We start from the raw sequence: 13,487 nt of genomic DNA on the forward strand, positions 1-13,487 counted from the left end.
ATCCTGCACAACATCGTGCACCTGCTCTTCGGCGTCGCCGGGCTTCTCCTGGCCCGCACATCCCGCAGCGCCGTCGGCTACCTGATCGGCGGCGGAGTGATCTACCTCCTGCTATGGCTCTACGGCCTCGTCATCGACCACGACTCCCCGGCGAACTTCGTACCCGTCAACCCCGCCGACAACTGGCTACACCTCGGCCTGGCCCTCGGCATGATCGCCCTCGGCGGCATCGCCGGCACCATCGACCGTCGCCCCACGTCACCACGAGCCGTCTGATGGGCATCGCCGCGCACTACATCGAGGTCGAAGCCCCCGCGCAAGCCTGTTACGACTGGTGGCGGCCGCTGACCCGGCTCCCGGAGATCTTCTCCGACGTCGAATCGGTCGAGCCGGTCCACGGCGAAAACGGCCATACCCGCTGGAGGGTTTCGGGTCCGGCGGGCGTCACCGTCGAATGGATCGCGAAGATCACCGAAGACAAGGCTCCGCACACGATCGCTTGGACCACCGTGGAGAACACCGATCCGGACGTCGTCAATTCCGGTGTGGTCCGCTTCCACGGCAAAGGTTCCGGCCTGACCGGCGTCGAGGTCGGACTGCGCTATTCCCCGCCTGCGGGGAAAGTCGGCGAAGCGGTCGCGTCCTTGCTGGCGGATCCGCAGGACAAGGTCGAGCGAGCCTGTGCCGAGTTCAAACGCATCGTCGAGACCCGCTGACGGCTGGGTTTCGTCGCGGACGACCTGCCGCGACCTCCTCGGATCGCCGTCCCGCTCCCGGACAAGATCGCGAGAACCGGTTTGGGGCCGAGAGGAGCGGGTAGCCGTTCGATGGCCCCACGAGGGCGCCGACCGCGGTGGGAGGTGTGCACGCACCCCACCGCGCTTCAGGACGGCCGGCTTTCCGTTGGTGAGGGTGGAACTCCCGGGGGAAAGCCGGCCGTTTGCCCAGCGGTGACACGGGTAGCCACGAAGGAGCGGCGAAACCCACGAGGAGTTCAGATGGCCGAGATGACCGGAGTGCTGTCCCGGTATCGGCGAGCGGGGGACTACCTCGCCGCCACGATGATCCACCTCAAGGACAACTTCCTGCTGCAGGCCCCTTTGCGCCCGGAACACCTGAAGCCCCGGCCGCTCGGCCACTGGGGAACCTGCCCTGGTCTGACGATGGTCTACGCGGGCTTGAATCGGCTCGTGGCCGAAACCGGGCAACGGACCTTGCTGATCACCGGCCCCGGTCACGGCGCGCCCGCCATCCACGCCAATCTCTGGCTGGAGGGCACGCACGCCGAGTACGACCCCTTGCTGTCCCGGGACGGGCGCGGGCTCGCTGAACTCGTCAAACGGTTCTCCTGGCCAGGTGGCTTCCCCAGCCACCTCTCCCCCGAGGTCCCCGGCGTCATCCACGAAGGTGGCGAACTCGGCTACGCGCTGTCGACCGCCTTCGGCGCCGCGTTCGACGATCCCGGCCTGATGGTCGCCTGTGTGATCGGCGATGGGGAAGCCGAAACCGGGCCGACCGCCGCGGCGTGGCACAGCCCCAAATTCACCGGCCGGGGCGACGGCAGGGTGCTGCCGGTCTTGCATCTCAACGGCTACAAGATCGCGTCGCCGACGATCTACGAAGCGATGTCCGACGACGAACTCGTCGCCTACTTCACCGGCTGCGGCTGGAGCCCGATCCTGGTGGACGTTCGCGACGCCGAAGAGCCGGACACCTTGCTGGCCGAGGCGTTGACCCAGGCGCACGGACGCGACACAGGGCCACCGCCGATGATCGTCCTCCAGAACACGAAGGGGTCGGGCCTGCCGTCGACGTCTCCGGACGGGATACCGCTCGAAGGCACGTTCCACTCCCACCAAGTCCCTTTCCCGGGCGCCAAGGACGATCCGGCAGAGCTGACCGCGCTGGAGGCTTGGCTGCGGTCCTACCGCCCGGAGGAACTCTTCGACGACAACGGCGTTCCCGCCGCGGACATCCTGGCGGTGCCGCCCGCGCCCGGACTCCGGCTCGGCCGGGTGCCGCAGGCGAACGGCGGTCTCCTGCGGCGCGACCTCCCCTTGCCGGACGTCGGGAAATACGCCGTCGCGGTCGGTGAGCCCGGCGGCACGGACGCGAGCGCACCCGAAGTGCTCGCCGAATGGCTCGCGGAGATCGTCCGGCTCGCGCCGGACACCTTCCGCGTCGTCTGCCCCGACGAACTGCAGTCCAACAAGCTGGGCGCGCTGCTCGGCGCGACACGGCGGCAGTTCGATCGCGACGTTCCCGGCTACACCGAGCACCTCGGCGAACGTGGCAGGGTGCACGAGGTGCTGTCGGAGCACCTTTGCCAGGGCTGGCTTCAGGGTTACCTTCTCACGGGACGACACGGCCTCTTCCCCTGCTACGAGGCCTTCGTGTCCATTGTGGACAGCATGGTCAACCAGTACGCCAAATTCCTCAAGATGGCGGACGAGGTCTCCTGGCGCGTGCCGGTGGCGAGCCTGAACTATCTGCTCACCAGCGACGGCTGGCGCCAGGAGCACAACGGCTACAGCCACCAGGGCCCCGGCTTCATCAACCAGATGCTGACCAAGAAAGCCACCACCTCGCGGATCTATCTCCCGCCGGACGCGAACACGTTGCTGGAGACCATGCACCGGTGTCTCGGTTCGACCGGCTTGATCAACGTCGTGGTCGCCGGAAAGCAGAGCGGACCGCAATGGCTCTCCCCCGGCGAAGCCCGCGCCCACTGCCGCGCCGGTGCCGCCGTCTGGCCGTGGGCGAGCACCACCGACGGTCCGGCTGACGTCGTTCTCGCCGCGGCCGGGACCACCCCGACCGTCGAGATCCTGGCCGCGGCCAGGTTGTTGCGCGAGGTCGCTCCCGAGTTGCGAGTGCGGGTGGTGAACGTGGTCGACCTGCTCGCGCTCTGCCCGCCGGACCGGCATCCGCACGGCCTCTCCGACGAGGCGTTCATCGGTTGCTTCGGTGAGGAAACCCCCGTGGTGTTCGCTTTCCACGGCTATCCCTCGGCGGTGCACGAGGTGCTGCACGGCCGGAACCGCGCGAATCGCTTCCACGTCCACGGCTACCTGGAGGAAGGCACCACGACCACCCCGTTCGACCTGCTGGCGGGCAACCGGATGACACGACACGATCTCGCCGCCGACGCCGTCCGGCGAGCGCCCGGCTGGGCATCGGCAGGCGGAGATCTCGCCCGCGATCTGATCCAGCGGCGCGACGCGTTGCTCACCCGCTCCTATCAGGACGGCCAGGACCCACCGGAGATCACCGAATGGCGCTGGCGGACATGAGGATCCTCACCGTCAACCCAGGTTCCGGCAGCGTGCGCCTGCACGTTGTCGAGGGCGAGGAGGTCCTCGACGCGGTGGAGATCGGAAAGCCACCCGGCGACGCCGTCGACGAAGTCCTGTCCTTTGTGGACCGCCAGGAGGTGGACGCGGTCGCCCACCGGCTCGTCCACGGCGGACCTGTGCTCACCTCACCCTCGGTGGTCTCCGCATCGGTGCGTGAGGCGATCGACGCGGCGAAATCGCTGGCACCGGAGCACGTCCCGAGCACCGAGGCGCTCCTGAACCGGCTCACCGACCTGCTGCCGGACACACCTCACGTCGTCTGCCCGGACACGGCCTTTCATCACGACCTCCCGGAGATCGCGCGCACCTACCCGCTTCCCGCACGCTGGCGCGAACGCTGGGGCCTGCGCCGCTACGGTTTTCACGGTCTGTCGTTCGCCTGGGCGGTCCGACGTGCCTCCGAACTGCTCGGCCGCTCCGTGGACGGGCTGAATCTCCTGGTGGCGCATCTGTCCGGCGGCAGTTCGGTATGCGCCGTCGCGGGCGGCCGCAGTGTCGACACCTCCATGGGCTTCACCCCTTTGGAGGGCACGATGATGGCGAAAAGGTCCGGCAGTGTCGACCCGGGAATGCTGCTGTGGCTGCTACGTGAGGGGCACGTCTCGCTCGACGAACTCGAAGACGGTCTCTACCACCACTCCGGGCTGCTCGGACTGTCCGGCACGTCGGACGACACCCGCGAACTCGTCCGCGCCGCGCAGGCGGGCGACGTGAACGCACGGTTCGCCATGGCCGTGTTCGAGCACCGGACCCGCCGCGAACTGGCGGCCGTCGCGGCGAGTCTTCCCCGCGTCGACGCGTTGGTGTTCACCGGCGACATCGGCTGGAACCAACCGGAAGCCGCCGAAGCCATCGCGAGCGGACTCGGCGTACTCGGGCTCCGAGGCGGCCTGTCCCGGACACGCACACATGACGCGGTCATCAGCGACCGGAACGCGCCCGTTCCCGTCTTGACGGTACAGTCGCGAGAAGAACTCTCCCTCGCCGCGGCGGCCGCCACCGTCCTGTGAACCCGCGAGAGCCTTTCATCGCGTCTCACGTGATCGCTACTCGACGTCGACGAGTTCGGCGAGGCCGCTGACATCGAGCACGGGCCTCAGCAACGGATTGGCGCGAATGCGGATCCGGTCGGCATAGGTGAACAGCACGTTGATGCCGCCGCTGTCGAGGTAGTCCACCTCGCGCAGATCGACGGTGGCCGTGCCGTTCTTCGTGGCGTCGGCGAGCGCGCTGCCGAAGGCGCCGACATTGCTCAGATCGATCTCCCCGGAGGCGATCAGCGAGACGGTGCCGTCTTCACGGCTGTCCGTGGTGAGGGTGAGCTCTGTGGTCATCGAACGATCCTCGCCTTCAGGTGGACGGTGGTTCCGGCCTTCCCGTGCTCGACGGTCACTTCGTCCATGAAGGCACGCATGAGGACCAGACCGCGGCCACGATCGGAGCCGGGTTCCGGCCGAGGGGGTTTCCACGAGCCGTTGTCGCTGATGGTCAGGCTCACACCGTCGGTCAAGACGGTGGCTTGCAGCCGGACGAGGCCCCCGGGGTCATCGCGATGGCCGTGCTCGATGGCGTTGGCGGTGGCCTCGCCCGACGCGACGAGGATGTTCTGGAGCATGTCGGCATCGAGTTCGCAGCGCTGGAGCCAGTCGCGCAAAGCCTTGCGCACGAACGCGAGTTCCCCCACCTCGGCGGGAAAGCTCAAATCCAGCGGGCCCGGCCCGCGATAGGTCAGCAACGCCACATCGTCCTCATAACCTTCTTCCGGGGCCAGCTCGGACATGAGCAGTCCTGCCAGGCCTTCGAGAGTGGAGTCGCCGTTTTCGGCGACCAGCGCGGCGACTCGGTCGATGCCGTCGCTGAGCGGAAAGCGACGCCGTTCGACAAGACCGTCGGTGTACAACACCAGGGTGGCCCTGGCGGGGACGACCGTCCGAGCCTCGGACCGTGGCCTGCCGGGCCGGACACCCAACGGAATCGATCGACCGTCTTCCAGCAACCGGATGGTGCGATCGGCGCGGACCAGCACGGGCGGCGGATGACCGGCGGCCGCATAGCTCATCTCACCGGTATCGCGCGAGAGCACCGCGCAGAACGCGGTGGTGCAGGCGGCGCCGGGCAGGCGGGCGGCGAACCGGTCCAAGCCGGTCAGCGCCGCCGCCGGGCTCGGGTTCTCCAGCAGCAAGGCTCGGCAGGCGCTGCGCAGCTGCCCCATGACGGTGGCCGCGGCGAGGCCGTGCCCCACGCAGTCACCGACGACCAGGGCGACGCGCCCGTCCTCCAGCTCGACCACGTCGTACCAGTCGCCGCCGACCTGCAGTGGGCTGTTCGCAGGCTGATACCGGGCCGCGAAGCCCTCGGGGAGATCGTGTGGGCCGAGAATCGCGTGCTGGAGCGCCAGTGCGGTCTCCCGTTGCTGATCGATTTGACGCACCCGGGCCAATCCTTGGCCCAGCCGTCCGGCCAGCACCGTCAGCAAGGTCTCGTCCTCACCGGTGATCGGCCGCGATTCGCCCAGTTCGAGCCAGAGAACCAGGTCACCGTCAGGGTGTTGAAGCGAAACCCCCGCCGTGCCGAGCTCACCCGCCGCGAAACCGAGCGGGTCGGAATCGCGCAAGCCGGCGACGGCGCTCCGGCACTGCGCCGTCAGGTCCTCCCAGCGGACCGGTTCGCCGATGACCACGGGATCGGTGTTGCCGGCATGGGCGGAGAAGAGGACGGCCAGGACTCGCCGCGCCTTCCAGACGCGGCGAACTTCGTCTATCGAGGTCAGCAGTGCTTCCTCGACGGAGTCCGCCTGGGCCAACTGCTGGTTCAGGCCGGCCAGGACGCTTTGGCGCTGTACCGCGTAGTGCTCGGCGGTCACGTCGCGGAACGTGCCGACCGTGACGCGTCGGCCGGTGTCAGGCTCCTCGACCTGGTTGAAGCTGGCGGTGACCCACAGCCGGTGGCCGTCTCGGTGCACGACGGGAATGGTGTAGCCACCTCGTTGATCCAGTAGCACCGTGTCGAAGGCGTCGGCGACGAGACGGTACGCGTCGGGATCGGTGTTCGCATCAGGCCACCACGGGTGGATCGACCGGTACGGGAGGCCTTCCGGGCCGTATCCGAGGATGGCGGTGAAGGCGCTGTTGATCTCGACGATAGCGCCCTGTTCGTCACAGACGAAGAAGGCTTCCTGCAGCGAGTCGATCAGCGCCGCACGCCACCGGGTGGACCGCGTGCGCAGCCGGGCGAGTTCGACGTTCGCCCGAACGCGGGCGAGCAGCTCGGCCGAGGCGAACGGCTTGACGAGGTAGTCGTCCGCGCCGGCTTGCAGCCCCTCGATGGACGCTTCCTGCCCGGCCCGGGCCGAGAGCAGCAGGACGGGCACCGTGGCGGTGCGCGGTTCGCTTCGCAGCCTCTCGACCAGGCCAAGCCCGCCGAGACCCGGCATCATCACATCGCTGATGACGAGATCCGGCGCCTCGGAACGAATGGCGTCGATCGCCGCGTCGCCATCGGCGACGGCCTCGACCACGTACCCCGCCCCGGCGAGGAGCCGGGTCAGGTACTCCCGCATATCGGCGTTGTCGTCGGCGATCACGACCCGGGCGGGAGTGGACGGACGCCGCACCGTGGCTGCGGCGGCTTCGGTGTCTTCGGTGGCTTCGGTGGCAGGAGCGCCGGAGGACCACCGCATCGCTTCCAGCACATACGGTTCGGCCGTGGCGGCGGCACCGGACGTGGCCTGCGCTTCGGCTGGAAGGTGACCGGAGCCGAACGGCAACCGGATGGTGAAGGTCGTTCCCACGCCTTCGGTGCTGTCCGCGTCGATGGTGCCGCCGTGCAGCTCCACGAGTTCCCGCACCAGCGCGAGTCCGATCCCGCTGCCCTCGTGGGAGCGGGCGCGAGTGTTCTCGATCCGGTGAAACCGCTCGAACAGGCGAGGTATCTCCTGATCAGGCACCCCGACACCGGTGTCGGCCACGACGACGGTCGCCGCCGCCGCGTCCTTGGCCACGGCGATCGTGATGGAACCCTCGAAGGTGAACTTCACGGCGTTGCTCAAAAGGTTGAAGACGACCTTTTCCCACAGGCCACGGTCCAAGTGCACAGGCTCGTCCAGCGGTGGGCAGTCGACGACGAAGCGCAGGCCCGCTCTTTCGACGGCGGACTGAAAGACACTGGCCAGTTCCGCGGTGACGGCCGCGAGATCCACCGGCTCGAAGCGGGCCTGCATACGACCTGCTTCGAGCCGTGAGAAGTCCAGGAGCGTGTTGACCAGCTTGCTCAGTCGCGATCCGTTGCGGTGGACGACTTCCAGGTCCGCGCGGGCGGCGTCGTCCAGGCCGGGTGTCCTGGAGAGGAGTTCCTGTACCGGCCCCATGATCAAGGTGAGCGGGGTGCGGAACTCGTGACTGATGTTCGAGAAGAAAGCCGTCTTCGCCCTGTCCAGTTCCGCGAGTTCCTCCGCCCGCCGCTGCTGTGCCTGGTAGCTGCGGGCGCTGGCGATCCCCGCGGCGATATGCGCCGCCACCAGCTCGATGAAGCCGCGGTACCCGTCATCGAGATCTCGGTACCGGTTCAGACCCGCCACCAGAAACCCGTGGGGCACTCCTCCCTGCTGCTGCCGCAGCGGAATGACCAACGCCTGGACGGGAGGTTCGGGCCAGACCCCGGTGGGCAGCTCGGCGGTCCTGTCTTCGTCGAGCTCGATCAGCATCGTCGCCCCGTCGGCAAGCTGCTCCACCGGCAACTCCGGCAAAGGCAGCGCGGCGTCAACGGTGGATCCCGTCGAAGCGGCCAGCCGGGCCGAGCCGTCTTCCTCGAACAGATAGGTCAAGGTGAAGGGCAGGTCACGGGTGTTTCGGCCGAGCTGGTGGACGGCGAAAGCGAGCACCTGGGCCTCAGTGGTGATCACGGTGGGATCCGAGCCGAGATCGCGCAGTGTCGCCATGCGGCGCTCGCCGATGATCCGGTCGGTGTCCTCACTCACCACGCACAACATGCCGACCACCTGTCCGGCGTCGTCGTGCAGCGGGCTGTAGGAGAACGTGTGGTAGCTCTCCTCCGGATAGCCGGAGCGCTCGAGGAACAGCAGCAGCCCCTCGTCCCACGTCGCCTTGCCGGTGGACAGCACGGTTTCGATGCGCGGTCCGATGTCGTCCCAGATCTCCGACCACACCTGGTTCGCGGGGCGGCCGAGAGCCCACGGATATTTCCGCCCCAGGGTGTTGCGGCGGTACGCGGAGTTGCAGAAGAAAGTGAGTTCCGGCCCCCACGCCATCCACATGGAGAACCGCGAAGACAGGAGGATGCCGACAGCCGTCCGCAGACTCAGCGGCCATCCGTCGGGCCGACCGAGCGGAGTGGCCGTCCAGTCCACATCGGCCAGGTCACGGCCCACCTCGCCATCCGCGGCGAACACGTCGGCCCGGCCGCTCTCGGCATCCTCAGAAGACACTCGGCACTCTTTCCTGTCCGACTCTCGCCGCCCGGACTGATCGCTCGGGCTGATGTCGCGCTCACTTCACCGAACGCGGTATACCCGCTGAAGGTCCTGATGACGCGTCGATCTCACTCGCTTCGTCGTCGGTCGTCACTGGCGACAAGATTCGACTCCGGTCACCGACGTCTACAACCAATGGACCCAATTCGCCGAGTTCCCGCCTGGTTCTGAGTCTCCCTGTCAGGTCCCGTGACCGGCCGTTCCGACGAAAGTCAGGTTTGAATCACTCGAACCGGGGACATTCTGTGCTTGGACGGGGCGTTTCCCGTTGTCGCGTCAAGCAGCCGGCGCCATTTCGCGACGAGACGGCAAGGGGCGGATGGTATGGAATCGGAGTTCGGTGGAGCGGTCGTCCGGGGTTTGCACCGTTACGTACGGCTCGTGATCGACGAACTGCGGCTGAGCGGAAACGCCTACTACGCCCAGCTCGATCCGACCGCCGGGGCCTACATCGCTTTGGACCGCAGCCTTCCGGGACACCCCGGGTGCGACGTCGCGCTGGTGTGGAACGAACACCAGGGATGGGCCCTGGCCCTCGAGACCGACAGCCGAGAAGACCTGATCGTGGTCGACCGTCTCGGCGCCGGGATCCTTCCTGCGCCCCGTGTGGTGGCGACGTTCACGCGTGACGCCTACGCGGGTGAACCCATGGGAGACCAGGACGATTTCCCGCCATCGTCGTGCGGCGACCTCGCCGAACGGCTCGCCGCATACGCCGCCACCACCCTTCCGGCCTAGGTCAGCTCCCGGGCCGCGACACAACCGGTATCGCGCTCGTCCCGGAACAGGAGGACATCGTGCCCGAGGTCAGCCGTGTCGTCGACGCACCTCCGGAAGCCGTTTTCGCCGTGCTCGCGGACGGGTGGCTCTACTCGGGATGGGTCGTCGGCAGTTCGCACATCCGCGACGTCGACGAGGACTGGCCCGCCGCCGGTTCCCGGATCCATCACAGCGTCGGACCGTGGCCTCTGCACATCCAGGACGTCACCGTGGTGAAGGCCATGGAGCCGGGCACTTTTCTTTCGCTGGAGGCGAGGGGCTGGCCGCTCGGCGTGGCGGAGGTCGGGCTCACGCTGACCCCGCAGGGCTCCGGCCGGACGCGGATCCGGATGACGGAACGCGTCGTGCGCGGTCCAGGAAAGGTCCTCCCCGACGCGGTGCAGGCGATCCTCGCCAAACCCCGCAACGACGAGGCTCTCGCTCGGCTCGCCGACCTCGCCACCGGGAAGTACGCGAACCGCAAGCGCGCTCAGTCGTAGACCGCCCGGTTCGCGGCCCGGATCACCGCCGCGTAGCCCTCGCCGAGCAGACCGGACCTGGCCAGCGCGGCACGGGCCGCGTTCGCGCCGGGGCCACCGTGGACCGCACCACCGGGATGGGCGGCGGCGCCCGCCAGGTACAGGCGGTCCACCGGGGTGTCGGCGCGGCCCAGCCCGGGCACCGGGCGGAAGAACAGCTGCTGGTGGATGGCCGTCGTGCCACTGTTGATCGCTCCGCCCACCAGGCCGGGATCGTGCCCCGCCAATTCCAGCGGTCCTTGGACGTACCGGCCCAGGATCAGGTCGGTGAACCCCGGAGCGTTCTTTTCGACCGCCTTCTCGATCCGCGCGACCTGCCGGTGGAGCGCCCCAGGATCCTCCATCACCCCGCGAGGCACATGGGTGTAGGCCCAGGCCGACTCCGTGCCCGGCGGCGAGCGATCGGGATCGCTCGTCGTCATCTGGCCGAACAGCAGGAACGGCTCTCGCGGGCTGCGGCCCCGGACGAGGTCACCGCCGAACTTGGAAAGTCCGTCCAGATCCGTGCCGAGATGGATCGTGCCCGCGTCCCGGGCGCCTTCCGCCGTCCAGGGAACCGGGCCGGACAACGCCCAATCCACTTTCACCGTGGCGCTGTCCCACTGGAACCGGTCGAGATCGTCGAGCAGCCGGGCCGGCAGGTGTTCCGGATCGACCATCCCGCCGTACAACGTCGGGGCCGGGACGTCGGCGAGCACTGCCTTGCGGGCCCGGATCAGGCTGTCCGCCCCGGTGCGCACGCCCATCGCCCGGCCTCCCGCGACGAGCACTTCCGTTACGGGACAATGTAACCGCAGCTGCCCGCCGCGGGCGACGAGCCTCCGTACCAACGCGGCGGTCAACTCCCCAGCCCCGCCGACCGGGACCGGGAACCCGGCGTCCTGGCCGATCATCGCGAGCAGCCAGCCGAACACCGCGCTCCCCGCGTTGTCCACGGAAAGGTCGCTGTGCGCGGCGTTGCCGGCCAGCAGCAACCGTGCTCCTTCACCGGCGAAGCACTCTTCACCGAAACGGCGCGCGGGCAACGTGAGCATCCGCGCCAGGCGCAGTGCGTCCCCGGTGCCCGTCCGGCGCAGCAGCCGCAGCGCCGGGCGTACCGGCGGAAACGGGGTGAACAGCGCGTCCAGCAGAGGTTCGCGGAGGTCCTGCCACTGGGCGAACAGGCTTCGCCAGGCCGCGCCGTCACCCGGGGCGAAGTCGCGGACGGATTCCATCGTCCGCTCGATGTCCCGTGACAGCACCACGCAGCGGTCGTCCGGCAGGACGTGGGCGAGCACCTGGGGCGCGTGCCGCCAGTGCAGGCCGTGTTCCTCCAGGCCCAGTCCTCGAATGACCGGCGACACCGCGGTCAAGGGGAAGAAGGCGCTGCACAGGTCGCTGAGGAACCCGGGTTCGGTGACTTCGTCCGTCCGCACCGCGCCGCCCGCTTTCTCCGCCTGCTCCAGTACCAGCACCGACCATCCGGCGTCCGCCAGGAAGTTCGCCGCCACCAGGCCGTTGTGTCCGGCGCCGATGACGACCGCGTCGTGGGATTCGGTGCTCACTAGGGCCTCCGGCTGTCAGGACTGGGAGCGATGGCTCGGCCGGACCGGCGCGACCGAGCGGAGCCGGGACAGGATCCCGTCACCGCGTGGCGGGGCGAGCGGCGGACTCGCCGCGCCCGCGCCTGTGCGCAGCCCGGCGACGAGGTCCGCGATCACACTCGCCGCGTCGTGGCGCGGTCGCCAGCCCAGCATCGTCTCGGCGAGCGTGGTGTCCACGAGGGGTGCTTGGTCGGCCAGATCCAGCCAGCCGGGATGCAAGGGCAGGATTCCCGTGCGCCACGCCGCGTACGCGGCCGTGCGGACGAGCGGCCGAGGCGCCGGCACACGGAACCCGCCGAGCAGGCCGGCGAGCGCGTCGGCATCGAGGATGCCGGGGGCGGCCAGGTTGACCGCTCCGGTGTAGCCGTTTTTCAGCACGAGCCGGATGGCTTCGGCGACATCGGCGCTGTGCACCGCTTGCGCCCGCAAGTCCGTCCACAGTGGAATCGGCAGGCGCCGATCGCCGACGAGCCGGGCAGGCAGGGCAGGGCCGAGCAACCAGCGTTGGAACTCCCCCGCCGCACGTCGCTGCAGGATGGCGCACGGCCGCAACCGCGCCACCCCGACCTCGGGATGGCGCGCTTCGAACCGGTCGAGCAAGGTTTCGAGCGCGGCCTTGCCTCGGCTGTAGGCGCTGGTCGCGATGCCGTCGCACGGCCAGTCCTCGGCGACCTTCTCCCAGCGCGGCGCGGGCGCGTAGGCGGCGACAGAGGAAAGAGCCACGACCCGTGGCACCCCGGCCGCCACCACCGCGTCGAGCAGCTGGCGTGTCCCGTGGTCGTTGGTGCGCCACATCGGCGGGTCGTCCCGTACCGGCGAGATCGCCCAGGCGAGGTGGACGACCGCGTCGGCGCCTTCCAGCAGCCGGGCCAGCTCACCTCTGGTGTCGGGTTCGCCGAGGTCCTTCGCGCACCAGCTCGCCGCTCGGTATGGCGCGTCCGTGGTGTCGGGCAGCCTCCTGGCCACGCCGACCAGTTCGTCGCCGCCGGATTCGAGGGTGCCGAGCAGGGCGGTTCCCACATTGCCGGTGGCACCGGTGATCACGATCCGCACCTTCGCCACGTACCCGTCCGCCCGCCAGGGGAAACCCCACGCACCGGCCTGGGGCCTCGTCGCGGATGACGGGCGTCAGGTCGTGGGCCGCCGACGGCTGTCCAGGGCGTCTTGCCGCACTTGCCCGGTGTGTTCGGTGATCGCGCCCAGGCGGTCGGAGAGGTGGAGGTGATCGGCCGTCAGGTGATCTCGCAGGTCCGCCAGCGGGGTCAGCAGATCGGCCGCGTCGTTCTCGCCAAGTGCCGTGGTGAGCTTGTCGGCGCTTCTCCTGCCTTCCGCACTCAGTCCCTCCAGCGCGCCGGCTTGCCCGGCCACCTGTCGTAACATCGCCGAATTGCGCCGAGCCCACTCCGCGACCGCGCGATCGCCCGCGCGCCGGTCACGTTCGGCGTCGACCCGTGCCTCGCCCGTCCGCTCTCCCCCGTCGGAGGGCCGCAATCGCAGGAACCGGCGTTCCGCCGCCTGACGGCTGGCGACTCCCAGCGCGGGGGCGAGCAGGGCCCAGCTGACCCCTTCCGCGCGGGCCGCCTCGATCAGTTCCGGTTCCCAGGAGGCGAATTCCTCTCGTAACACCCGCAAGGACTCCAGCGCGGCCAAGAGCGTCGCCGGCTCGACGGCACTGGAGCGGGCCGCCATCACCACCTCGTACAGGGCACGCGACCGGCGCGCGAAATCAGCCTCGGTCATTGTCATCCTTTCGACGACGTGG

11 protein-coding genes are annotated in these 13,487 nt (G+C 69.0%); 6 read left to right on the forward strand and 5 right to left on the reverse strand.

What is annotated here, in order from left to right; translation table 11 throughout:
* The 4 genes from IE302_RS41370 to IE302_RS41385 form a co-directional block, all read left to right on the forward strand.
* The coding region (locus IE302_RS41370) for a DUF4383 domain-containing protein (RefSeq protein ID WP_191259914.1) at positions 1 to 276 on the forward strand (276 nt) is incomplete at its 5' end.
* Positions 276 to 716, forward strand: a complete 441-nt coding sequence (locus IE302_RS41375) for an SRPBCC family protein (protein WP_191259915.1) — start codon at positions 276 to 278, stop codon at positions 714 to 716. The genes IE302_RS41370 and IE302_RS41375, both read left to right, overlap by 1 nt.
* A 282-nt stretch (positions 717 to 998) precedes the next feature.
* Positions 999 to 3,293 (forward strand): phosphoketolase family protein, encoded by a 2,295-nt coding sequence (locus IE302_RS41380; protein ID WP_191259916.1) that lies wholly within the window; start codon positions 999 to 1,001, stop codon positions 3,291 to 3,293.
* The gene (locus IE302_RS41385; protein WP_191259939.1) at positions 3,281 to 4,366 is read left to right on the forward strand and encodes an acetate/propionate family kinase; all 1,086 of its coding nucleotides are present in this window, start codon (positions 3,281 to 3,283) and stop codon (positions 4,364 to 4,366) included. Before IE302_RS41380 ends, IE302_RS41385 begins: the two co-directional genes overlap by 13 nt.
* Positions 4,367 to 4,402: 36 nt before the next feature.
* On the opposite strand, the gene IE302_RS41390 is transcribed toward IE302_RS41385, so the two are convergent.
* The gene (locus IE302_RS41390; protein WP_191259917.1) at positions 4,403 to 4,690 is read right to left on the reverse strand and encodes an STAS domain-containing protein; all 288 of its coding nucleotides are present in this window, start codon (positions 4,688 to 4,690) and stop codon (positions 4,403 to 4,405) included.
* Complete coding sequence (locus IE302_RS41395; protein ID WP_229908331.1) at positions 4,687 to 8,799, reverse strand: SpoIIE family protein phosphatase; 4,113 nt, start codon at positions 8,797 to 8,799, stop codon at positions 4,687 to 4,689. The genes IE302_RS41390 and IE302_RS41395 overlap by 4 nt, the downstream gene beginning before the upstream one ends.
* 369 nt (positions 8,800 to 9,168) lie before the next feature.
* Between IE302_RS41395 and IE302_RS41400 the strand changes: the two genes are divergently transcribed.
* The gene (locus IE302_RS41400) at positions 9,169 to 9,582 is read left to right on the forward strand and encodes a DUF6292 family protein (protein ID WP_191259918.1); all 414 of its coding nucleotides are present in this window, start codon (positions 9,169 to 9,171) and stop codon (positions 9,580 to 9,582) included.
* 59 nt (positions 9,583 to 9,641) lie between these two features.
* Complete coding sequence (locus tag IE302_RS41405; protein ID WP_191259919.1) at positions 9,642 to 10,103, forward strand: SRPBCC family protein; 462 nt, start codon at positions 9,642 to 9,644, stop codon at positions 10,101 to 10,103.
* On the opposite strand, the gene IE302_RS41410 is transcribed toward IE302_RS41405, so the two are convergent.
* The 3 genes from IE302_RS41410 to IE302_RS41420 form a co-directional block, all read right to left on the reverse strand.
* Positions 10,094 to 11,686, reverse strand: a complete 1,593-nt coding sequence (locus tag IE302_RS41410) for a phytoene desaturase family protein (protein ID WP_191259920.1) — start codon at positions 11,684 to 11,686, stop codon at positions 10,094 to 10,096. The genes IE302_RS41405 and IE302_RS41410 overlap by 10 nt on opposite strands.
* 15 nt (positions 11,687 to 11,701) lie before the next feature.
* Positions 11,702 to 12,778: an NAD-dependent epimerase/dehydratase family protein gene (locus IE302_RS41415; protein WP_191259941.1), complete on the reverse strand. Its 1,077-nt coding sequence runs from the start codon at positions 12,776 to 12,778 to the stop codon at positions 11,702 to 11,704.
* 75 nt (positions 12,779 to 12,853) lie between these two features.
* Positions 12,854 to 13,465: an HSP18 transcriptional regulator gene (locus tag IE302_RS41420; RefSeq protein ID WP_191259921.1), complete on the reverse strand. Its 612-nt coding sequence runs from the start codon at positions 13,463 to 13,465 to the stop codon at positions 12,854 to 12,856.
* Between the last annotated feature and the right edge of the window lie 22 nt (positions 13,466 to 13,487).

The organism is Amycolatopsis oliviviridis (genome assembly GCF_014654365.1).
In the GTDB taxonomy this organism is placed as follows: domain Bacteria; phylum Actinomycetota; class Actinomycetes; order Mycobacteriales; family Pseudonocardiaceae; genus Amycolatopsis; species Amycolatopsis oliviviridis.

What these genes read in the sequence shown, in the direction of transcription:
- IE302_RS41375 (WP_191259915.1), top strand. Translation starts at nt 276, where the DNA reads ATGGGCATCGCCGCGCACTACATCGAGGTCGAAGCCCCCGCGCAAGCC.
- IE302_RS41380 (WP_191259916.1), top strand. Translation starts at nt 999, where the DNA reads ATGGCCGAGATGACCGGAGTGCTGTCCCGGTATCGGCGAGCGGGGGAC.
- IE302_RS41390 (WP_191259917.1), bottom strand. Translation starts at nt 4,690, where the DNA reads ATGACCACAGAGCTCACCCTCACCACGGACAGCCGTGAAGACGGCACC.
- IE302_RS41400 (WP_191259918.1), top strand. Translation starts at nt 9,169, where the DNA reads ATGGAATCGGAGTTCGGTGGAGCGGTCGTCCGGGGTTTGCACCGTTAC.
- IE302_RS41420 (WP_191259921.1), bottom strand. Translation starts at nt 13,465, where the DNA reads ATGACCGAGGCTGATTTCGCGCGCCGGTCGCGTGCCCTGTACGAGGTG.